This window comes from Marivivens sp. JLT3646, assembly GCF_001908835.1.
Classification (GTDB): domain Bacteria; phylum Pseudomonadota; class Alphaproteobacteria; order Rhodobacterales; family Rhodobacteraceae; genus Marivivens; species Marivivens geojensis.
On sequence record NZ_CP018572.1, the window covers coordinates 683285 to 704749 of the forward strand.

General features: G+C 58.0%; 25 protein-coding genes. 12 read left to right on the forward strand and 13 right to left on the reverse strand.

All coding sequences use genetic code 11. The features are described 5' to 3' along the window. The first annotated feature begins 6 nt into the window (after nt 1-6). On the forward strand, nt 7-468 hold the full coding sequence (gene mlaD / locus BSK21_RS03450; RefSeq protein WP_067548236.1) for an outer membrane lipid asymmetry maintenance protein MlaD: 462 nt from the start codon (nt 7-9) through the stop codon (nt 466-468). Further along, nucleotides 468-821 carry a DUF2155 domain-containing protein gene (locus BSK21_RS03455; protein WP_067548232.1) on the forward strand — a complete coding sequence of 118 codons (354 nt, stop codon included), beginning with the start codon at nt 468-470 and terminating at the stop codon, nt 819-821. The genes mlaD and BSK21_RS03455 overlap by 1 nt, the downstream gene beginning before the upstream one ends. On the opposite strand, the gene aat is transcribed toward BSK21_RS03455, so the two are convergent. The 8 genes from aat to BSK21_RS03495 all read right to left on the reverse strand — a co-directional run bounded on the left by aat (nt 785) and on the right by BSK21_RS03495 (nt 8705). Further along, nucleotides 785-1435 carry a leucyl/phenylalanyl-tRNA--protein transferase gene (aat, locus tag BSK21_RS03460; protein ID WP_067548229.1) on the reverse strand — a complete coding sequence of 217 codons (651 nt, stop codon included), beginning with the start codon at nt 1433-1435 and terminating at the stop codon, nt 785-787. The genes BSK21_RS03455 and aat overlap by 37 nt on opposite strands. Before the next feature lie 66 nt (nt 1436-1501). After that, nucleotides 1502-2845: an acetyl-CoA carboxylase biotin carboxylase subunit gene (gene accC, locus BSK21_RS03465; protein ID WP_067548226.1), complete on the reverse strand. Its 1344-nt coding sequence runs from the start codon at nt 2843-2845 to the stop codon at nt 1502-1504. Between the two features lie 11 nt (nt 2846-2856). Further along, nucleotides 2857-3351: an acetyl-CoA carboxylase biotin carboxyl carrier protein gene (accB, locus tag BSK21_RS03470; protein WP_067548223.1), complete on the reverse strand. Its 495-nt coding sequence runs from the start codon at nt 3349-3351 to the stop codon at nt 2857-2859. A 193-nt stretch (nt 3352-3544) separates the two neighbouring features. Further along, nucleotides 3545-4294 (reverse strand): ABC transporter ATP-binding protein, encoded by a 750-nt coding sequence (locus BSK21_RS03475; protein ID WP_067548220.1) that lies wholly within the window; start codon nt 4292-4294, stop codon nt 3545-3547. Nucleotides 4295-4305: 11 nt separating this feature from the next. Beyond that, nucleotides 4306-5064, reverse strand: a complete 759-nt coding sequence (locus BSK21_RS03480) for an ABC transporter ATP-binding protein (protein WP_067548217.1) — start codon at nt 5062-5064, stop codon at nt 4306-4308. Between the two features lie 12 nt (nt 5065-5076). Continuing rightward, entirely contained in the window at nt 5077-6267 is a 1191-nt protein-coding gene (locus BSK21_RS03485) for a branched-chain amino acid ABC transporter permease (protein ID WP_067548214.1), read from the reverse strand. Nucleotides 6268-6270: 3 nt separating this feature from the next. After that, complete coding sequence (locus BSK21_RS03490) at nt 6271-7293, reverse strand: branched-chain amino acid ABC transporter permease (RefSeq protein WP_067548210.1); 1023 nt, start codon at nt 7291-7293, stop codon at nt 6271-6273. Nucleotides 7294-7388: 95 nt separating this feature from the next. Then, complete coding sequence (locus tag BSK21_RS03495; RefSeq protein WP_067548207.1) at nt 7389-8705, reverse strand: substrate-binding protein; 1317 nt, start codon at nt 8703-8705, stop codon at nt 7389-7391. Nucleotides 8706-8918: 213 nt separating this feature from the next. Between BSK21_RS03495 and BSK21_RS03500 the strand changes: the two genes are divergently transcribed. The 5 genes from BSK21_RS03500 (at nt 8919) to BSK21_RS03520 (ending at nt 14569) form a co-directional block, all read left to right on the forward strand. After that, nucleotides 8919-10241 carry a short-chain fatty acyl-CoA regulator family protein gene (locus BSK21_RS03500; protein ID WP_367147022.1) on the forward strand — a complete coding sequence of 441 codons (1323 nt, stop codon included), beginning with the start codon at nt 8919-8921 and terminating at the stop codon, nt 10239-10241. A gap of 75 nt (nt 10242-10316) precedes the next feature. Continuing rightward, on the forward strand, nt 10317-10685 hold the full coding sequence (locus BSK21_RS03505; protein WP_067548200.1) for a response regulator transcription factor: 369 nt from the start codon (nt 10317-10319) through the stop codon (nt 10683-10685). A 5-nt stretch (nt 10686-10690) separates the two neighbouring features. Further along, the gene (locus BSK21_RS03510; protein ID WP_082959386.1) at nt 10691-10939 is read left to right on the forward strand and encodes a hypothetical protein; all 249 of its coding nucleotides are present in this window, start codon (nt 10691-10693) and stop codon (nt 10937-10939) included. Then, the gene (locus tag BSK21_RS03515; protein ID WP_067548197.1) at nt 10939-13626 is read left to right on the forward strand and encodes a sensor histidine kinase; all 2688 of its coding nucleotides are present in this window, start codon (nt 10939-10941) and stop codon (nt 13624-13626) included. Before BSK21_RS03510 ends, BSK21_RS03515 begins: the two co-directional genes overlap by 1 nt. Before the next feature lie 43 nt (nt 13627-13669). Continuing rightward, entirely contained in the window at nt 13670-14569 is a 900-nt protein-coding gene (locus tag BSK21_RS03520; protein ID WP_074038955.1) for a FliM/FliN family flagellar motor switch protein, read from the forward strand. Here BSK21_RS03520 and BSK21_RS03525 read toward each other — a convergent pair. From BSK21_RS03525 to BSK21_RS03535, 3 genes are read right to left on the reverse strand one after another with little or no spacing between them, the layout of a single operon-like run. Then, nucleotides 14528-14953 carry a TIGR01244 family sulfur transferase gene (locus BSK21_RS03525; protein ID WP_067548191.1) on the reverse strand — a complete coding sequence of 142 codons (426 nt, stop codon included), beginning with the start codon at nt 14951-14953 and terminating at the stop codon, nt 14528-14530. The two genes, BSK21_RS03520 and BSK21_RS03525, sit on opposite strands and share 42 nt — an antisense overlap. Nucleotides 14954-14962: 9 nt before the next feature. After that, nucleotides 14963-15394 carry a DUF6691 family protein gene (locus tag BSK21_RS03530; protein WP_067548188.1) on the reverse strand — a complete coding sequence of 144 codons (432 nt, stop codon included), beginning with the start codon at nt 15392-15394 and terminating at the stop codon, nt 14963-14965. Beyond that, nucleotides 15394-15837: a YeeE/YedE family protein gene (locus tag BSK21_RS03535; RefSeq protein ID WP_067548185.1), complete on the reverse strand. Its 444-nt coding sequence runs from the start codon at nt 15835-15837 to the stop codon at nt 15394-15396. Before BSK21_RS03535 ends, BSK21_RS03530 begins: the two co-directional genes overlap by 1 nt. A gap of 273 nt (nt 15838-16110) precedes the next feature. Here BSK21_RS03535 and BSK21_RS03540 point away from each other — a divergent pair, with 273 nt between their 5' ends. The 3 genes from BSK21_RS03540 to BSK21_RS03550 all read left to right on the forward strand — a co-directional run bounded on the left by BSK21_RS03540 (nt 16111) and on the right by BSK21_RS03550 (nt 18227). Beyond that, nucleotides 16111-16434 (forward strand): helix-turn-helix transcriptional regulator, encoded by a 324-nt coding sequence (locus tag BSK21_RS03540; RefSeq protein WP_067548182.1) that lies wholly within the window; start codon nt 16111-16113, stop codon nt 16432-16434. An 87-nt stretch (nt 16435-16521) separates the two neighbouring features. Beyond that, entirely contained in the window at nt 16522-16734 is a 213-nt protein-coding gene (locus tag BSK21_RS03545) for a hypothetical protein (protein ID WP_067548179.1), read from the forward strand. Nucleotides 16735-16901: 167 nt separating this feature from the next. Continuing rightward, on the forward strand, nt 16902-18227 hold the full coding sequence (locus tag BSK21_RS03550; protein WP_067548177.1) for an enoyl-CoA hydratase/isomerase family protein: 1326 nt from the start codon (nt 16902-16904) through the stop codon (nt 18225-18227). Here the strand turns inward: BSK21_RS03550 and BSK21_RS03555 are convergent. After that, nucleotides 18224-18439, reverse strand: a complete 216-nt coding sequence (locus tag BSK21_RS03555; protein ID WP_067548174.1) for a hypothetical protein — start codon at nt 18437-18439, stop codon at nt 18224-18226. The two genes, BSK21_RS03550 and BSK21_RS03555, sit on opposite strands and share 4 nt — an antisense overlap. 121 nt (nt 18440-18560) lie before the next feature. Here BSK21_RS03555 and BSK21_RS03560 point away from each other — a divergent pair, with 121 nt between their 5' ends. Then, complete coding sequence (locus tag BSK21_RS03560; RefSeq protein ID WP_067548171.1) at nt 18561-18809, forward strand: DUF2312 domain-containing protein; 249 nt, start codon at nt 18561-18563, stop codon at nt 18807-18809. 39 nt (nt 18810-18848) lie between these two features. On the opposite strand, the gene BSK21_RS03565 is transcribed toward BSK21_RS03560, so the two are convergent. Then, nucleotides 18849-19805: a hypothetical protein gene (locus BSK21_RS03565; protein WP_232230449.1), complete on the reverse strand. Its 957-nt coding sequence runs from the start codon at nt 19803-19805 to the stop codon at nt 18849-18851. 2 nt (nt 19806-19807) lie between these two features. On the opposite strand from BSK21_RS03565, the gene BSK21_RS03570 reads away from it, so the two are divergent. Then, entirely contained in the window at nt 19808-21463 is a 1656-nt protein-coding gene (locus BSK21_RS03570) for an iron ABC transporter permease (RefSeq protein WP_067548168.1), read from the forward strand. The last annotated feature ends 2 nt before the right edge of the window (nt 21464-21465 follow it).

Here is a 21465-nt window from a genome sequence, read left to right on the forward strand (position 1 = left end):
CGCCTCATGGCTAATCACACCACAGAGACACTCGTCGGCGCCGCGGTTCTTGCCGTGGCTGTCGGCTTTTTGGGCTATGCGTCCAAATTCACCGATTTCGCGTCGGGTGGATCGGATTATGCGTTGAACGCCAGCTTCCGCTCGATTGAGGGCGTGAGCGTTGGCACCGACGTGCGCATGGTCGGCGTGAAGGTCGGCACGGTAAGCGACATCAAACTCGATACCGAATTGTTCCGCGCCACGACTGTTTTGTCGATGCGCGATGGCGTGCCTGTACCGAACGACAGCACTGCTGTGATCGCGTCCGAGGGTCTGTTGGGCGGTAACTTTGTTGAAATTCTGCCGGGTGCATCGTTTGACAACTATCAGCCGGGCGAAGAGATCCTTGATACTCAAGGCTCGGTTAGCCTGATGAACCTTTTGTTGAAGTTCGTCTCTGGTTCTGGCGACAGCGGAAGCTCGAACTGATGCGCGCGCTGGCCTTTGCCCTTGCGCTCTTTGCTGCGCCCGTTGCAGCCCAAGAGGTCAGCGTAGCGCCCAAAGGCGAACTACGCGTCTTGGATAAAATCACAGGTGTGGTGAGCGATTTGGTTTTAGCCTCTGGTGAGGCGACAACCTTGGGCCATCTCACGGTGACTTTGGGCGAATGTCGCTATCCCACCGACAACCCCTCGGGCGATGCCTATGCCGAAGTGACCGTGATGTATCGCGACAACGCGACGCCAGCGTTTTCGGGCTGGATGATCGCCTCGGCCCCTGCGCTCAACGCGATGGACCACCCGCGCTACGACGTCTGGGTGCTGCGCTGTATCACTGAATAAGCGGTCTCTATCGGGGCTTTTGCATTGAACCGTGCAGGCTCTGCCAGAGCCGCTTTCAATCGTTTTCGATATTCACCGCGTGGGATTTCGATCCCGCCCAAAGATGCCAAATGCGGCGTCAGGAATTGGGTGTCAAAGAGGGTGAACCCGTCGAGCCGTAGACGGTCGATCAGCCACGCCAGCGCGATCTTGGAGGCGTCGGTGCGGCGTGAAAACATGCTCTCACCGAAATAGGCCCCACCCAAGGCCACGCCGTAGCTGCCACCGATCAGGGTGTCGCCCTCCCAGACCTCGACCGAATGAGCAAAACCGGCCTCATAGAGCGCGGTGTAGAGCGCAAAGATGGTATCGCTGATCCATGTCTCATCACGGTCAGCGCAACCCTCTACGACTTGCACAAAAGCCGTGTCAAAGCTGACCCTGAACCCGCCCCTCTGCATTCGTTTGGCAAGGCTGCGCGAGATGTGGAAGCCGTCGATTGGGATTATGCCGCGAAAACGCGGGTCGACCCAGAACACCTCTGGATCATCGCGGGACTCTGACATGGGAAACACGCCCGACGCATAGGCGTTGAGCAGGAGTTCAGGTGTCAGGGCAGGGGCTTCGTCACGCATGGTCCGCACCATAGGCACAGTTGCGGCATAGAAAAAGGGCGCGCTGTGGTAGCGCGCCCTTTTAAATCAGGTGTTGGCTTCGAGCCATTTTTCCAGCCAGTGGATGTTGTAGTTCCCTGACTGCACATCCGGTTCCGCGAGTAGCGCGTGGAACAGCGGGATCGTGGTATCGACGCCATCGACAATCAGTTCGCCCAAGGCGCGTTTCAAGCGGGCCAAGGCTTCGGGACGGTCGCGACCATGCACGATCAGTTTCCCGATCAAGCTGTCGTAATAGGGCGGGATCGAATAGCCGTCATACAGCGCGGAATCCATCCGAACGCCCAGACCACCCGGTGCGTGATACTGCGTGATCTTACCGGGGCAGGGGCTAAAGTTCGGGAGCTTTTCAGCGTTGATACGAACTTCAATCGCGTGGCCGTTGATCTTGAGGTCGTCTTGGGTGAACGACAGGCCCTGCTTTGCAGCAACGCGGATCTGTTCACGCACGAGGTCGACGCCAAAGATGCCCTCGGTCACAGGGTGTTCCACCTGAAGGCGGGTGTTCATTTCGATGAAATAGAACTCTCCATCCTCATAAAGGAACTCGATCGTGCCAGCGCCTGAATAGCCCATCTTGCCGATTGCCTCAGCACAGATGCCGCCGATACGAGCGCGCTCTTCTGCGGTGATGCAAGGGCCAGGGGCCTCTTCAAAGACCTTCTGGTGACGACGCTGGAGCGAACAATCACGCTCGCCAAGGTGAACGCCGCCGCCCATACCATCGCCGAAGACCTGCACCTCAATGTGGCGCGGCTTCTGGAGGTATTTCTCCATGTAGACTTCGGCGTTGCCAAATGCGGCTTTCGCTTCAGAACGTGCGGTCGAGAAGGCGGTTTCCAGCTCTTTCTCATCCTTTGCCACTTTCATCCCGCGGCCACCGCCACCAGCGGTCGCTTTGATGATGACTGGGTAGCCCATATCAGCCGCTGCCTTTTTCGCAGCAGCGATGTCAGGCACACCACCCGCAGAGCCCGGAACAACTGGGATGCCCAGCTTTTCAGCGGTTTCCTTTGCGGTGATCTTATCGCCCATCATGCGGATGTGCTCCGCCGAGGGACCGATAAAGGTCAGGCCGTGATCTTCGACGATCTGAACAAAGGCCGCGTTTTCCGACAAGAAGCCATAGCCCGGGTGGATCGCCTGAGCGCCCGAGATTTCACAAGCGGAAATGATCGCGGGGAAGTTTAGGTAGGATGCCGTGGAAGAGGGCGGTCCAATGCAGATCGCCTCGTCTGCCATACGGACGTGCATCGCATCAGCGTCAGCGGTCGAGTGGACCGCAACAGATTTGATACCCATCTCGCGGCAAGCGCGCACGACCCGAAGGGCAATCTCGCCACGGTTCGCAATGAGGATTTTATCGAACATGGGGCGCAGCCTTATTCGATGATAACGAGCGGAGCACCGAAATCGACCGGCGAACCATCAGCGACAATGATCGTCTTGATCTTGCCCGATTTCGGCGACGGGATCTGGTTCATTGTTTTCATCGCTTCGATGATCAGCAGCGTGTCGCCTTCGTTCACGGTCTGGCCAACGGTGACGAACGGTGCGGCGCCAGGTTCAGCAGCGAGGTAAGCGGTACCAACCATCGGCGAGGTCACAGTGCCCGGGTGCGACGCAGGATCGTCGTTGGCAGCAGCAACAGGCGCAGCAGCGGCGGGTGCAGCAGCAGGTGCAGCGGCAGCAGCAGGCGCAGCGGGCATAGCCATCGTTTGAACGATTTGCTGTTGGCGGCTTACCCGAACGTTCAGGCTGTCGTTGTCGCCATATTCGCGGACGACTTCCAATTCGGTGAGGTCATTTTCGCGGAGGAGTTCTGCCAATGCGCGGATAAAATCCACATCGCCGTCGTGGCTGCGTTCTTTGCTCATCTTTTCTCGGCCCTTGCCATTACGTTGCGTCCGCCCTGAAAAAGTGCGGTTGGTTCTGGCTTATACGCCAATGAATAGAGGCTGGAAAGCGTTAGGCGTCGCCTTTCGAGGGTAATAAACGGCAAACAGGCCCAACCATGGGGTTGGGCCTGCAAGAAAATGTCGCAACCTTTGAGGTTTGCGCAATAACGTATCAGATCGCCAGATACTTGGACCGAAGCGCCTCGTCTTCGAGGACTTCTTGGGCCGAGCCATCAAACACAACCGTTCCAGTATCAAGGATCACCGCACGGTCCGCCAATTTCAGAGCGGCGACAGCGTTTTGTTCAACGATGATCGTGGTGATGCCCTGATCACGGATGATTTTGAGCGTCTTAGCGATCTCTTGAACGATCACGGGGGCTAGGCCTTCGTAAGGTTCGTCGAGAAGCAGAACTTTGATGTCACGGGCCAAGGCGCGCGCAATCGCAAGCATCTGTTGTTCACCGCCTGAAAGGGTGATCCCCTCTTGGGTGCGGCGCTCTTTGAGGCGCGGGAACAGTTCGTAGATGCGTTCCAACGACCAGCCGATCGGCGGTGCGATCTGTGCGAGTTTCAGGTTCTCTTCGACCGTCAGGCCCGGAATGATGCAGCGATCTTCGGGAACGAGGCCGATGCCTGCCGCGGCAGCCTGATGCGACTTCATCAGGTGCAGCGGCTGGTGGTCGAGCCAGATCTCACCGTGTTTCAGCGCGGGATCGTCCATACGTGCAATAGCCCGCAGGGTCGATGTTTTACCCGCACCGTTACGGCCCAAGAGGGCGAGGATTTCGCCTTCGTGGATGTCAAAGCTGACGCCTTGCACAATGTAGCTTTCGCCGTAGTAGGCCTGAATGTCCCAGACGCTGAGGTATTTGGCGTGGGTGGCGGCGTTGTTGACGTTTTTGTCGAACGGCTTGTTCATGTTCAGCCCCCTTAGACCTGTGCTTCGCCCAAGTACGCTTCACGCACTTTGGGGTGGCCTTTGATGTTTTCCGGCGTTTCCTCGATCAGCGGCGTGCCCTGAGCGAGAACCGTGATCCGTTCCGCGAGAGAGAACACAACGTGCATGTCGTGTTCGATGATCGCCATGGTGATGTCGCGTTTGTCCTTGATCTCTTTGAGAAGATCGATGGTGTTGTTGGTGTCGGCACGCGCCATCCCTGCGGTCGGTTCGTCGAGCAGCAGGAGTTTCGGGTTCTGCACCAGACACATCGCCATTTCCAAACGACGTTTATCACCGCGCGAAAGGCTGCCCGCATGCATGTTGCGTTTGTCTTGCATGTTCACATCCAAGAGCATCTGCTCTGCCATTTCGACGATATCCTTTTCGGACTCGACAGTTTCGATGGCATGCATACGGAACGCCCCGTCACGCTTTGCAAAGCAGGGGATCATCACGTTTTCGATCACCGACAGGTCGCTAAAGATTTCCGGTGTTTGGAACACGCGGGAAATGCCCATCTGGTTGATCTCGTGCGGTTTGCGGCCCAGCACCGACTGACCGTCAAACATGACCGAACCGGAGTCGGGGATCAGTTTGCCAACCAGACAGTTGAGCAGGGTCGATTTACCAGCGCCGTTCGGACCGATGATGGCGTGAACCGTGTTTTCCTTAACGGACAGGTTCACATCACCCAGTGCCTGCAACCCGCCGAAGCGTTTGTTGACGCCTTTGACTTCAAGAATACCCATTGGTTTCTCTCCTTATTCGGCAGGCTGGTTAGAGGAATCTTCGTCTTTGCCGCGGTTTTTCCACCAAGAGGCAATCCGCTGGCCACCCTCAACGAGGCCGCCCGGCAAGAAGATAACGATCAGCATGAACAGCACGCCCAAGGTCAGGTGCCAGCCTTCACCCACAAAGCGGGCAAAGAACCAAACGACGACCGACTCGAGGCTGTCAGGCAAGAAGCTGAACCAGCTGTGCAGGATGGTTTCGTTGATCTTTGAGAAGATGTTTTCGCAGTATTTGATGAAACCAGCGCCCAGCACCGGACCCATCAGGGTGCCCGCACCGCCGAGGATGGTCATCAGAACAACCTCACCCGACGCAGTCCACTGCATACGCTCTGCACCAGCCAGCGGGTCCATCGCAGCCAGCAGTGCGCCAGCCAGACCAGCATAGATGCCAGAGATCACGAAAGCCGCCAGCGTGTAAGGACGCGAATTCAGACCTGTGTAGTTCATACGCTGTTGGTTTGATTTCACCGCACGCAGCATCATGCCGAACGGCGAACGGAAAATCCGGAGCGACATGTAGAAGCCAAGGATCGCAATCACAGCACAGACGTAGAAGCCCACGTTGAAGTCAAAGCTCCATGCGCCGATGTCCAGCGTGTAGGTGCTGTTCATCTTTAGTCCGAACAGACCCGGCACAGGCAGAGAGCTCGTATCTGCTACACCGTCGAGGACCCGCGGGTCGTTCAGGTTCAGCTGAAGGCCCGTTTCGCCGTTGGTGATCGGTGTCAGCACCGAATAGGCCAGACGATAGCTCATCTCTGCAAACGCGAGCGTCAGGATCGAGAAGTAGATGCCCGAGCGACGCAAGCTGATGTAACCGATAGCGAGCGCAAAGAGGCCCGATACGATCATCGCGAGGATGATTGCAGGCAGGATGTTCATCGACAGGAGTTTGAACATCCAGACTGCAGAGTAGGACCCCACACCCAGAAAGGCTGCGTGACCGAACGACAGGTAGCCGGTCAGACCGAACAGGATGTTAAATCCGATCGCCATCAGGCCGTAGATCGCAAAACGCTGCATCAGTGCAGGATAACCTGCGTTGAACTGCGCCATCGCGCTATCCGTCGGAAAGGGGTTCAACAGGAATGGCGTCAGCAAGGTCAGCGTGACCACGATCAGCAGGAATTTGGTGTCTTTTTGGTTCAAGCCGAACATGGATTAGTCCTCCATCACGCCCTTGCGACCCATGAGGCCACGTGGACGGGTAAGTAGTATGACGATGGCGACGAGGTAGATGATGATCTGGTCGATGCCTGGGATGATCGCTTTGACTTCGTTAAGCGATGCAAAGGATTGCAGAATGCCCAAGAGGAAGCCCGCAGCCACAGCGCCTGGAAGCGAACCCATGCCACCCACAACCACCACAACAAAGGACAGCACGAGGAAGTCCATACCCATGTGGTAGTTCGGCGACAGGATCGGTGTGTACATCACGCCCGCCAGACCCGCGACGCCAGCAGCGAGGCCGAACATCAGGGTAAAGCGTTTGTCGATGTCGATCCCCAAGAGGCCCACCGTTTCACGGTCTGCCATACCTGCGCGAACAACCATCCCGAAGGTGGTGAACTGGAGGAAGGCAAAGACGCCGCCGATGATCACAGCCGAGAAGAAGAAGTAGACCAGACGCCATACAGGATAGAAAATGTCCATACCGAGTAGCGCGCCGATGTTCACAGTGCCCGAATAGTCGGACGGTGCCATCATCTGGATCGGGTTCGCGCCAAAGAAATATTTAACGATTTCTTGCAGTACGATCGCCAGACCAAAGGTCACAAGGATCTGGTCCGCGTGGGGGCGTTTGTAGAAGTGTTTGATCAGACCGCGCTCCATCGCCCACCCGACAAAGAGCATCACGGGGATGGTCAGCAGGATGGCAAGTGGCACGGAATAGTTGATCATCGCTGACCCGATGGTTTCACCGAACCATGCCTCTACATAGGGGGTTTTAACCTCGAGAGGTTTGCCCAAGAAGTCGGTCTTGGTCGGATCGAGCGAAACCTTGGAAATTTCGAAAACCGTGCGCAAGGTCACAGCGCAGAAGGCGCCGATCATGAACAGCGCACCGTGCGCGAAGTTCACAACACCCAATGTGCCGAAGATGAGAGTAAGGCCCAACGCGATCAGCGCGTAGGCCGAGCCTTTTTCAAGGCCATTGAAAAACTGCAGGATAATAGCGTCCATTGTCCCCGCCCTGTCTTGGGAGTGGCTAAACCCCCGTGCGTTGACGGGGGCGAACCGGCCGCGCATTGTGCGCGACCGGTCTATGTGAGTGGTGATTAAGCGCCCGGGTTACACTGACCGAGATCGCCACCGGCGAACATCGGGTGATCCGGTGCGTATTCGACCTGAGCACGCGGGGTCGTTTCAACGATTTCCAGCGTGTCGTATTCGTTGGTCGGGTTCTCTGCGCCTTTCATAACCAGAACGTCTTTGAAGCACTGGTGGTCTGCACCGCGGTACAGAACCGGACCGTTGCCCATGCCGTCGAATTCGAAATCTTCGAGAGCTTCGACAACGCCACATGGGTTGAAGGTGCCTGCGCGGGTTACAGCATCTGCATAGAGCAGGGTCTGAACATACGAGGTGTGTGCAGCGTTTGAAGGCGGACGGCCATATTTTTCGCCGAACGATTTTACGAAGGCCTGGGTGCCAGCGTCTTGCAGCTGCCAGTTCCAGTTCATCGAACCGTAAACGCCTTGGATGTTCGAACCAGCACCAGCCGCCATCAGTTCCGAGTAGAGCGGAACAACGATTTCGAACTGCTTGCCGTTCACCATCTTATCACGAAGACCGAACTGAACGGCCTGCGACAGCGAGTTCACCATGTCCCCGCCGTAGTGGTTCAGGATCAGAACATCTGCGCCCGAGTTCAGAACTGGTGCGATGTAGGACGAGAAGTCGCCTGCGCCAACTGGGGTGCGAACCTTCTCAACGGTCTGCCAGCCGAGAGCTTCGGTGGACGCCGCGATCGACTCTTCCTGTGTCCAGCCCCAAGTGTAGTCAGCGGTGAGGTGATACGCGCGACGCTCGGTGCCATAGACGTTGCCCAGAACCGGAGCCAGAGCAGCACCGGACATGTAGGCGTTAAAGAAGTGACGGAAACCGTTGGCCTTGCGGTCTTTACCGGTTGTGTCGTTCGAGTGGGTCAGAGCGGCCATGAAGATCACGCCAGCTTCTTGACACAGACCTTGAACAGCAACAGCCACGCCCGAGGACGAACCGCCAGTGATCATCACTGCGCCGTCTTTCTGGATCATCGACTGTGCGGAGGCACGTGCAACGTCAGATTTGGTCTGGGTGTCACCAGTGACGAAGGTCACTTTCTTGCCCAGGATACCTGCGCCGTCGAGCGCTTTGGACGAGAAGGTGTTCAGCATACCGCCGTCGCCTTCGCCATTCAGGTGCTCAACAGCGAGCTGGAATGCGCGCAGTTCGTCGAGACCTTCTTCGGAGTAGGGGCCAGTTTGCGGAACGTTGAAACCAAACACGACTTCGCTGCCTGTTGGGGCATTGGTAAAGCCGCTGTGGCTTTCAGCGCGTAGGTAAGTCGGCAGAAGCAGGCCAGAGCCGGCGATAGCGCCAGACTTCAGCACGCCACGACGCTAGAATTTATTGGACATTATTATCCTCCCTATTGTGAAAATCCGCGCCGGGCTCCTCCTTCCCGATGCGAAAAGCATTTTTACATGCAAGGTCATTATCAAGGGAGTTTCGAAAATCGGGCAACAAGTCACTTGGATATAATGATTTTTTTGTAAAGAAAATCACAATGCCATGGTATACGTTGTAAAATCGTTTTCTCGCAGGTGCGGAAACAGACTGAAAACGTTGAAGGAATCACGATGGTGCAGCGCCAGTTAACAGGGTCCAGAATTCGCGAACGGCGTGTCGACCTTGGTATACGACAAACTGATCTGGCAAATGCGGTCGGGATATCCGCGTCCTACCTGAATTTGATCGAACACAACCGCCGCAGAATCGCGGGAAAGTTGCTCAACGACCTCGCGCGGGCGATGCAAGTGGACCCATCTGCGCTGACCGAAGGGGCGGAAACGGCGCTTTTGGATCAGTTGCGCGCCTCTGCCGCGCGGGACCGTGCCTCTGGGGCAGAGGTATCGCGGACAGAGGATTTCGCGGGTCGTTTCATTGGCTGGGCCTCGCTCGTCGTGCGTCAGGATAAGCGGATTGATGAACTAGAGGCGCGGGTCAAAGTGTTGACCGACCGACTGGCCCACGACCCGCAACTGGCGACATCTTTGCACGAGGTGATTTCGTCGGTGACCTCGATCCGCTCTGCGGCGTCGATCCTTGTCAGTGATGATGACATCGACCGCGATTGGGAACGTCGGTTCCATCGCAATATATATGAGGACAGTCAGCGATTGGCCGAAGCGTCACGGGCGCTGGTGTCCTACCTTGACGCGCCCAGCGAAGAGGGCACCGCTTCGCTGTCGCCTCAAGAAGAAGTGGAAACCTACCTCGATGCGCAAGGGTTCCACTTGCCGTATCTCGAGGGCGATGGGGCACCGCAGCGTGCACCAATGCTACGATCCAAGGCGGCGTCAGCCCTGTTGGCTGACTATCGGACGCGTTACCTCGCCGATGCCGAAACAATGCCGCTCAAGGAGTTCTCGGCGGCAGCGATTGAGGTCGGTCATGATCCCGCGCTTCTGGCTGGGCGCTTTGGCGTGCCACTGGCCGCGGCGATGCGACGGCTCGCCACTCTGCCGATCGAGAGCGGCCATCCTGCCTTTGGTCTGGTGATTTGTGATGCGGCAGGGGCGATCACATTGCAGCGTCAGGTCTCTGGCTTCGGGTTGCCGCGTGCGGCGGCGGCCTGTCCCCTTTGGCCTCTGTTCCGCGCCTTTAGTCAACCGATGCAACCCATTCGCCGCGACGTTCAGTTGCCAGTCGACGGTGGGGGGCGGTTCCGCTGCTATGCGATTGCCGCACCCGCAGGTGCTGCGAGCTTTGACGCACCTGCAACGATGGAGGCCGTAATGCTTGTGCGCTCCGTGGCACCTTCGGGCGGTCCTGCCGATCCTGTCGGCACATCCTGCCGAATTTGTCCCCGCAGCGGTTGCCGTGCCCGCCGTGAACCGTCGATCTTGAACGAGGATGCGGTTTAGCAATCACAGCTTTGACAGTGACGCCTATTACGGTGATAGTCAGGCGGAAACCGATGTCTTGGGAGGGGCTGAGGAATGGCAAAACGGGTTTTGGTCATCGAAGATGAACCGAACATTATTGAAGCGATCAGCTTCATCCTGTCGCGAGACGGGTGGACCGTGCATACCCATTCCGATGGTGAAACCGCCAACGAACGGATCACTGCGACGCCGCCCGATTTGATCATTCTGGACGTGATGCTGCCAGGTAAAAGCGGCTTTGATATTCTGCGCGATCTGCGCGAGTCCCCCGAAACCACCGACTTGCCTGTGCTGATGCTGACCGCGCGGGGTCAAACCCGTGACCGCGAGATGGCAGAACGGCTCGGTGTCACGCAATTCATGACCAAACCGTTTTCGAACGCTGAAGTTCTTGAAAGCGTGCGCGCCTTGGTGCGTGACTAAGCGCGATGGCGCGGCCCACCAAAAATACCTTTCTCGAACGCGCAGGATATCGCCGCCGCCGTATGCGTGACGTGGCACGTGTGCTGCCCGTTCTAATCGGGATTCTGTTCTGTATTCCGTTGTTGTGGGACCGAAATGGCGAACTCGGCACCGCGGATGCGCTGATCTATCTCTTTACGGTCTGGCTCTGCGCTCTGGGTATTTCAGCGGGGATCGCTCGTTTTCTGACCACTGATCGGAGCGATGATCGGTGATGGTGTCGTTTAACCTCCTCTTGGCTGTGGCGCTCGCTTATGTCGCGTTCCTTTTTGTCATCGCCTTTGCCGCCGAACGAAGCGCGGAAAAGGGGTCGGGGGCGTGGCTGCGGTCACCGTGGATCTACACTCTTTCTCTGTCGATCTATTGCACGGCTTGGACGTTTTACGGTGCGGTGGGCTATGCGGCGCGGTCGGGGTTAGAGTATCTGACGATCTACCTTGGCCCGACAGTTGTGATGATCGGCTGGTGGTGGGTTCTACGTAAATTGGTGCGGATCGGACGGAGCCAGCGGATCACATCAATCGCTGACCTCGTGTCATCGCGTTTCGGGAAATCGACCGCGCTGGGCGTGATGGTCACGTTGATGATGGTAGTGGCCGCCACGCCTTACCTCGCGCTGCAACTCCAGTCTGTAACGCTGTCGTTCGCGGTCTTTGCGGATGCCGCCGGCGACAGTTGGCTGAGCGAAGACCTGACCCGCTCCGCTCTGTGGGTCGCCTTGGGCCTTGCGGTCTTTACGATCATCTTTGGCACGCGGAACCTTGATGCGAACGAACGTCACCACGGGATCGTTATGGCGATCGCGGTCGAGGCAGTAGTAAAGCTCTGCGCCTTGGTCGCGGTTGGGGTCTTTGTGGTCTGGGGCGTTGCGGGTGGCTTTGGTCCGATGATCGACCTGATCGACACCTCTGACATTGCGCAGTGGCAACAATCCAGCGGACGCTGGGTGGGGCTGACCTTCCTTTCGGGCGCTGCGTTCCTGACCCTGCCGCGCATGTTTCAGGTGTTGGTCGTCGAAAACGCCAATGAAAAGAACCTGATCACCGCAAGCTGGGCCTTTCCTCTTTATCTTCTGACGATGAGCCTTTTCGTCGTGCCGATTGCGGTGGTGGGTCTGAAAATCCTGCCGGAAGGATCCAACCCCGACTTGTTCGTTCTGACCATCCCGCTGAGCCAAGGGTTGGACGGGTTGGCGATCTTCTCGTTCCTTGGCGGGTTCTCGTCTGCAACCTCGATGGTGATCGTGGCAACGATTGCGCTGGCGACGATGATTTCGAACCACATCGTGACGCCGCTGTGGCTTTCGTCCAAAGGCCCGGGGGCGGTGGTTTCTGGCGATATCCGTCAGTTGGTGATCGGCGCACGCCGCCTGTCCATCGCGGGTGTTCTGCTGCTCGGTTACATCTATTTCCGCCTGTCAGGTGGTGGCGAAGCACTCGCCGCCATTGGTTTGATTTCATTCGCCGGTGTCGTGCAGGTTCTCCCTGCGATGATCGGCGGGATTTTCTGGCGTGGTGCGACCCGCTGGGGCGCAGTGGCAGGTATCACCGTCGGCTTTGTCATCTGGGCATGGTCACTGTTCCTGCCGTCCTTTGGGCCTGATGGCATCCTGCCGCAAACGGTCATCGATCACGGGCCGTTCGGGATCGCGGCGCTCCGTCCACAGGCGCTCTTTGGGATCACGGAAATCGACCCGCTGATCCATGCATTGATGTGGTCGATGTTGCTGAACTCTGTCGCGTTTTTCTTTGGCTCTGTCCTGACCTTCCCGCAGCCGTTGGAGCGGTTGCAGGGTGCGCAATTCGTCAACATCTTTGAACATTCCGAAGGGGCGCGGGCATGGACCACCTCAACGGCTGAGGCCGAAGATTTGTTGATTATGGCGCAGCGTATCCTTGGTTCGAACGAGGCGCAGGTTCTGTTCCAGCAAGAGGCGCAGCGGCAGGGGAAGGCTGGCTACCTGCCCGAGGTCACGCCAGAGTTTGTCCAGAACTTGGAGCGCGAATTGGCAGGGTCCGTGGGGGCTGCGACGGCCCACGCGATGGTTGGCCAGTTCATCCAAGGTGCGTCCGTTTCCGTTGAGGACCTGATCGCGGTGGCGGACGAGGCTGCGCAGATCATGGAATATTCCAACCGACTGGAGCAAAAGTCGGCAGAGCAAGAGCGCACCGCACGTCAGCTGCGCGATGCCAACGAAAAGCTCACCCAGTTGTCGATCCAAAAAGATGCCTTCCTGTCCCAGATCAGCCACGAACTGCGGACGCCGATGACCTCGATCCGGTCCTTCTCTGAAATCCTGCGCGAAGGCGGGATGTCGGATGAGGAACTGTCGAAATATTCGGGCATTATTCATGATGAGGCGATGCGTCTGACCCGCTTGCTTGACGATCTGTTGGACCTGAGCGTGTTGGAAAACGGTCAAGTGACGCTGAACATGGCCCAAGGCAACCTTAAGACGGTCATTGATCGTGCGGTTTCAGCGACAGCGCATAGCCCCACAGCAATCACAGTGAAACGGCGCGATGGCGAAGAGACCATTCCGCTCTACACCGATCTGGATCGCCTCACGCAGGTCTTTATCAACCTGATCGCCAACGCGGGCAAATACTGCGATGCAAAACGTCCTGTGCTGCGGATTGAGCCGCGTAAGGTCGCGGGCGAATGGGTCGTTGATTTCATCGATAACGGTGCGGGGATAACCAAAGAGAACCAACAGGTGATCTTTGAGAAATTCTCGCGTTTGTCTGATCATCGAAAAGCGGGCGGTGCGGGCCTTGGCCTCGCCATCTGCCGCGAGATTATGACCCGACTGGGTGGCACGATTACTTATCTACCAGGGCAGGGTGGTGCGGCCTTTCGTGTCGTTTTGCCGCCCGCCGTTAACCCCGTGCTAACGCGCTGAGAGATACAGTCGGCGGGCTATGGAAACGCCCGTTTTACACCGCATGTTACGCAAGCCCCCCGACGCGCCAGTCGGGACACCTGACCGTGCCTTGCGGTTGGCGATCGTTCGGGCGTTTGATCGGATGTTCGGTGTTCCCGTATCGGTCGATGTGGCATTGTCGGAGGTCGATGTTGATGACCTCGCGGCGTCACTTTCCGACGGTGTCATCATCGGGCTCGACCGTGGGATCGCCGTGGGCCTGTTGGCCTGTGACCCACCGCTCGTCGCGGCGCTAACGCAGATGCAAACGATTGGGCGGGTGGTGGATCGTGACGCAGCGCCGCGTCCAATTACGGCGACGGATCGCGCGTTATGCCTTCCGTTCTTAGCCACCTGTTTCGATGATCTAGTGGGAGGATTGGTGGACACCGATCTGGCAGACTGGCTCACGGCGGTGACAATTGGCGCAGCGATCACAACTCCACGACAGGTGCCAATGATCCTAGCTGCGACGACCTATCGGGTGGTGCGGTTCGCGGTCAGGTTCGGCGACACCTCTCGCGCGGCTGAATTGGTGATCGCGCTTCCTCCAGCGCCGAAACCACAGGCCAAGGCGCCGTCGACCCAATGGGCCGATAACTTGCGGCAGTCGGTTTTGGAAACGCATGCGCAACTGAACGGTATTCTCGCGCGGATTTCGCTGCCGTTATCGCAGGTCGAAGGATTGTCTGTGGGGGATGTAGTGCCGCTCTACGGGGCTACGGTTGGTGCGGTGCGTCTGGAAGGGCCAGATGAAACCTGCGTTGCCATGGGCCGCTTGGGCCAGATGGCGGGGCAACGGGCCGTGCGGATTGAACCCGCGCAGCCCGCGCAATTGTCAGAGGTGACGGTGGCTGATCCGCCCCGTCAGGCAGCGCCTTTACCCCTCAGCGAGGCCGTCGATACGGGCAGCGAGACCTGAGAGGTCATAGCCCGCACGTGCGGTCGCGTTGATGATCGCCTCAGTCGGCATTTTGCCTGCCATACCCAGCGACCAAACGATCGACGACCGTGTGCCCGAGGCGCAGTAGGCCAGCACGGGCCCACCAGCGGAGTCGATGGTCGCCATCTGGAGTGCGACCATGTCCATGTTCAGGCCTGCGTGGGTGACGGGATTGACCACATAGGCCAATCCAGCGCCCTCGACGGCGATTTTCATCGCGTCAGACTGCCACTCCGGCGGGATCTCCGAATCGGGACGGTTATTGATAACCGCCACGAACCCTGCCGCTTTGATCGCGTCGAGGTCTTCGGGGGTGATTTGCGGGGTCACAGCATAGCTGTCAGTGATCGTGCGTATATCCATAGCGCAGGATTAAACCGCCGGAGCGGCTCCGTCCAGACGTGCTTTTATCGAAGGCGCAAACCACATGCCTGCACCCATCGCGAGCACGAAAACTGTACCCTGAATGCCACCATAATAGAGTGAGGCAATCGACGGTCCTGGGCAAAGACCCACCAGACCCCAGCCAAAGCCAAACAGCGTCGAGCCAAGGACAAGGTTACGGCCGATCACAGGGTTCGGTCGCGGCGGGAACATACCGCCCAACGCGGGCATACGGCCTTCGGTCCAGCGCCATGCAAAGAACATCGGAATGATCGCGCCGCCCATCACAAATGCGAGCGTTGGGTCCCACTCGCCGAACACGTCGAGCCAGCCTTGAACTTTACGGGTGTCGGTCATGCCAGACACAAAGAGGCCAGCACCAAAGAGCCCACCGGAAATAGCAGAAAAGAGATTACGCATTACACCCACCCCAGCAAATGTTTGAACAGGATCACGCCAAAGCCGCCTGCGACGATGTAAAAGACAGTTGCAACCATCCCACGCAGCGACAGGCGCGAGATACCGCAGACGCCGTGCCCAGAGGTGCAGCCATTTGCGATGCGTGTGCCAATGCCGACCAAAAGGCCTGCAACGATTACAGCCCATAGATTTTCAGTGGCATAAGTTTGTGCAGGGCCGTCGCCTTGGAGGTTACCAAAGAGAATTGCCAAAACGGTCGGTACGCCCAAAAGTCCAGCGATGAACCATGCCCGTTCTGCTTTTTGGTTGCCAGCGCTGCCGTCGATGATTCCACCGATGATGCCGGATGCCCCCATGATGCGCCCGTTTACCAGTAGGTATACGGCACCGCCCAATCCAATGAGCACACCTCCGGCAAGGCCGAAGATCCATTCAATCTGCATATTTTTTGTCCTGTTCGTTTCCCAAGAGTTGGCGAGAGAGGGCAAACGGCCCATTTACATAACCACCGACACCTTTCGGCGCCGTTATATTTGAATTACGATCTGTTTCGCGTTATCTGCGTTACAATCGCGGACAAAGCCGAACCTTTGGCATATCGGACATTGCAGCGGTCCTGACCAGATTCTGTGCTAGCTTGTCTGGCACTGAAAATAGAACACTGGTCACGTATTGCAATAGTTTAATATGTGGGTTATTAAATTTATGAGGACGTAATGGACGATCTGGCAATCACGGCGGAGGCCATGGATAAGGCAGCAGACGAAGCAGCAGAAGTGATGAAGGTTCTTTCGAACCCAGCTCGCTTGCGTATTCTTTGCGCTCTTCTTCCCGGAGAGCGGTGTGTTGGCGAGCTCGAAGAGATGCTCGGCGCGTCGCAGTCTTATGTATCGGGTCAGTTGGCACGTATGCGGTCGGAAGGCTTGGTCTCTTGCGATCGTGAAGGCCGCACCATTCGTTACCGTTTGGCAGACCCACGCGTTGGTCCGATCCTTGAACGTCTGTACGAAGTCTTCTGTCCAGTTCCTGCCGCACCTTGACGTGTGTCATGGCGCGGTAATCCGCGCGGCGTTACCTTAGGTCATTCAGCGGGGGTTGTCCCGCTGACCGACCCAAGAGGAGCGGACATGACACAGCACGAACTCGAAGCAAAACTCTACGCCATCCTTGACGATATGCAGCGCGATGCCGCGCATCGGTATCGGCTTCAGCCAGAATATCATGCGATCCTGAAACAAATGGCGGACGAAGGCGTTCCCGTTCCGCCACGTCTACAGGATCTGGATATGCGCCTGATCGACGAAGCCGTAGAAGCCCAATTCGATAATATGCCGATCTAGGATGTTGCGCTGAGGCGACGAAACAGGCGTGAAATCCCGCGAAATGCCTGTTTTTGCACCCGAAACGGCGGCAAAGGCTTGCCCTTTGCCTCTGTGCAGGCCCAAAGTCTGGCAGAGCAGTCGGTGAGTAGGACTTGGGCAGTTTGTCGAATTTAGTGAAATTCCGAATGCGCGATGGCGTTGCGGTCATTGTGCTTGCCTCTCCGCCTGTGAATGCGCTGACCCATGCGCTGCGCGTTGAGCTTGACCGTCTGTTGGACCAGTTGGCTGTGCGTGACGATGTGATGGCGGTTTCCATCACAGGCGAGGGCGATACCTTCTGCGCGGGCGTTGATGTTCGGCAGATGGACAAACTCGACGATGCACCGTCGCTGCGGACGATTTGCCAAAAGATCGAAAACCTGCCAATGCCTGTGATCGTAGGTCTGCGCGGGATGGTTCTGTCTGGGGGTGTCGAACTGGCGCTCGCGGCGCATTACCGACTGGCCGAAGCGACCTGTAAACTCGCCATGCCAGAGGCGTCTTTGGGGTTGTTGTCCCCCGCTGGTGCGACCCAACGTTTACCGCGCCTCGTCGGGGCGGCGAGCGCATTGGATATGCTGCTCGGCGGCAGGCCCGTTACGGCAGAGCAGGCGAAGCTGTCTGGCCTCATCGATGGGATCGTCACGGGTGGCATCCGTGCGGCGACACTGCAATTCGCGGAACACTTGATCACCCATAATTCCCCGTTGCGCCGTGTGCGTGACATGACCAAAGGGCTGCGTGATCCGAAATATTTCGATGTCGTCGCCAAGGCCCGCAAAACGGCAGGGCGTGATCCGTTGCGTGTGAAATCGCTTTATGTCGATGCGGTTGAGGCGGCAGCGATGTTGCCATTTGATATCGGGATAGAGTTCGAAGAAGACCGGTGGCAGCAATCCCTTGCCGACCCGCAATCCACCGCCCTGCGCCGTCTGTTCGCGGCAGAGCATCAATTGCCCACCGACATGGTGACACGAGACGCAGAGACGCGGCGGCGGGTTCTGGGGCCAAAGGCGCAGGATATCCTGAAACGCCTGCGACGGTCGCAGGTCCTCGCGGCAGAAATGATGTTTGCGATGGGCCGATCAAAGGGTGCGATTGACGCGGTGATGATCGACTACGGCTTTGCCCAAGGTCACTTCGGAGCAGAGCCAGAGCGCGTGTCGCTACAAGATCGTACAGAGATCACCGAACGTCTGATCGGTGCGATCGCGGGCGAGGGGGGGCGCATCCTCCAAGAGGGCCTCGCGCGGCGTGCGGCGGATATCGACGCGGTGGCTGTGATCGGGATGGGGTTCCCGCGGTGGCACAGTGGCCCGATGCATGCGGCGCGTGAGATCGGGATCGTTCATTTGCGTGAAAAGATGCGCGACTGGCAGGTCGAAAGCCCTGTTTGGACAGTGCCGCGCATGATGGATGAGGCGGCGAAATATCTGATGGGCTTTGACGCGATCAGCGTCCAGCGCCCTTAACCGAGGCTGATCCCGAGGATCACAGCCATCAGGCCCATTACAGACAACAACAGCATGCCAAGGTTGATCGGGATCACCTTGCCCAGACGTTTGCGAAGGTCGTCGTCATTGGTCGCTGCTTTTTTCGCCGCGCGCACCAGAACCACGGTCCACAGCAATCCGCAGACACCAATTGCCGTGATTGCGGCACCGATCCAGATCAGCAGGTCCATCGTCGTCTCCCTCTGTGTTGCGGGGTTTCGCCTAACGCGGGGACATGAGCTTGGCAAGGGTCTTGGCAAGCGGCGGGGCAGGGGTTAGGGATTGCCCCCAACCCGAAATGAAGGAGCTCCAATGTCCGATTCCGTCACCGAAAGCGTTGCAAGCCAAGAGCTGCGCCAGTTCATCGAACGCGTCGAACGTCTGGAGGCCGAAAAGAAAGATATCGCTGACAGCATCAAAGAAGTGATGGCTGAAGCCAAGGGTCGTGGCTACGACACCAAAGTCATGCGCAAGGTCATTTCGCTGCGCAAACGCGATGCAAACGACATCGCCGAAGAGGAAGCGATCCTCGACATGTACAAAGCTGCATTGGGCATGTGATCCGTGCGGGGCGGCCCCATGCCGCCCTAACCTTTGCCGCTAGGGTTGAATGAACTTCACACCTGGCATTTGGGCGATCAGTTCCAGATCGTCCTCGTAGGCGGCGGTGATATGTTCGACCATATCATCGGTCCAACCTTCAATCTCGATATCTTCGACGATCTGATCTTCTAGGGCGAACCGCTCTAGGAAGGTTGCGATCACCTTGCGCTTTTTCGCCTCGGTCTGGGGTGGATGCGATTTGATGTAGGCCAGAAAGCGGTGCATCCCTTCGCGGCTCATGATGGTTTGCAGCAGGTCAAAGCCGCCCGTGATCCGCGTCATCGGATCGACGCCAGATACCTCACGAATAAGCTGCGCCCACAGAAACGGCGTGTCCTCATTGCACCAAACGGTCACGGGAATACCGGGCGCATTGTCGAGGAGCCGTTCAATCACATCGGACCAGCGAACTTGATCCAGCCGCGCGCCTCGCATGAAATCGTCCAGCGTTTCCGCCTTGGACGCCTTTAGCGCCTCGGGCAAGAACGTCGCGGGGTTGCGAATGCCGATATAGAGCGACACTTGATCCCGCGGAAACAGGTCGCGTAGCGTCTGCGCTTTGGCCGCGGCGAGCGCATAGAACTCCCCACCTTCAAAGATACGGTTCGGCACGCAGATGAAATCGGGATTGCTGAGGACAACGCGGTGCCCTTCTTGATCCTCAAGGATCGCATCGACCAGAATATCGCGGGTTTCTTCGGCGGGGACCTGCCCCTGAAGGTTGTGCATGGTTTCGCGCAGCAGTCGACGATAGCGGTTCGGTTGCGGCACGATCACGCCTTGTTGCGCAAAGCTGTCTGCATTCTTGAGCAAGCTTTTGATAAGCCGCTCGTCGTCCGTGCAGCTGGCGCCGATATGAACCGCGATTTCCATGTCGTCTTTCTGTTCTGCTTTTTGTTGCCCCAATATAAGGGCTTTTCTGGACAGGGAAACCGCTTTCGGATAGGCGATCATTTATGTCCGAGCAAACTAGTCAGATATCAGCAACCGCAAAGCGCCGTCACCTGATCGACAGGTGGTCTGTTGGTGCGTTGATCATTGCGGCTTTGGTGCTGCTCCCGATCCTCGCGGTCGTTTGGTTTGCAGTCACACCGACAGACAACATCTGGCCGCACCTCTTGCGCACCACATTGCCCCGCTACCTGAGCAACACGCTGATCCTGATGGGATCGGTCGGCGTGATCACCGCAGCGGTTGGAGCAGGGGCGGCGTGGCTCGTCGTCATGTATCGGTTCCCCGGTCGGCAATGGCTGCAATGGGCGCTTTTGATGCCCTTGGCAGTGCCTGCCTATGTGGGTGCCTACGCGCTGGTAGACCTGCTGGAATACGCGGGCCCCGTGCAAACAACCTTGAGAGAGTTGTTCGGCTGGACCCGCCCAACCGACTACTGGTTCCCTGCAATCCGCACCCGTTGGGCTGCGGTTTTGGTGCTTTCTGCCTCGCTCTATCCCTACGTCTACCTACTGGCCCGCGCGGCGTTCCGCGAACAGTCGGGCGCTGGATACGAGGTCGCCCGTGCGCTGGGCGTCGGACCCTTGGGGCGGTTTTGGCGGGTGGGTCTACCTCTCGCGCGTCCCGCAATTGCGGCGGGCTGTGCGGTCGCCATGATGGAGACCGTCAACGATTTCGGTACGGTGGACTATTTCGCCGTCCAAACCCTGACCACAGGGATTTTCACCACATGGCTACAGGGCGGCAACCTTGGCGGAGCTGCGCAGATTTCGATCCTCGTGCTGGGGCTCATCGTGCTCCTCGTCACGCTTGAAAAGATATCGCGCCGTCGGAGCCGTTTCTTTACCTCTGCCCGAGGTCAACGCCCTGTAGAAGCCGTCGCCCTCACCGGGTTTGGCAAATGGATTGCGACCTTGGCCTGTCTGATCCCGCTGACGCTAGGTTTCATTCTGCCCGTCGTTGTCCTGTCGAGCCACGCCTTTAACGCGGGCCAATGGGTTGATCCGGGGTTGATCCGCGCTTTTACCCACACGCTGGTTGTCGGCGGCGTCGCGGCGGTTCTGACCGTGATTGGTGGCGTTTTGATGGTTTACGGCGTCCGTCTGTCAGGCAAGTCCCTGCCGCGCCTTCTGATGCCCGTCACCGCGATTGGTTACGCCGCGCCGGGAGCCGTTCTGGGCCTCGGTATTCTGGTGCCGCTCGCAGTCTTTGATAACAAACTCGCCGACGGTGTGCTGGCCCTCACAGGCTGGGATCCGGGCCTTTTGCTGACGGGCACGGCCGCAGCACTGGTCATCGCTTATGTGGTCCGCTTCTTCGGAATCGCCCAAGGCGCAGCCGACGCCGCATTGGGGCGCGTGTCGCCCAGTCTTCCGATGGCGGCACGCTCGCTCGGCCAAACCGCTGGGGGCGTGCTGAAACAAATTTATTTACCCCTCGTGCGGGCGTCAGTTGGTTCGACGCTACTCTTGGTGTTCGTGGATTGTGTTAAGGAATTGCCAGCGACACTTTTGCTAAGGCCATTTAATTACAATACCTTAGCAACGCGCGTTCATGAAAAAGCCAGCCTCGAGAACCTAACCCAAGCCGCGCCTGCGGCTCTGGTTATCACGCTCGTCGGGCTTTGTGCTGTCGCACTTCTTGCAAGAGCGAACCGGTAGGT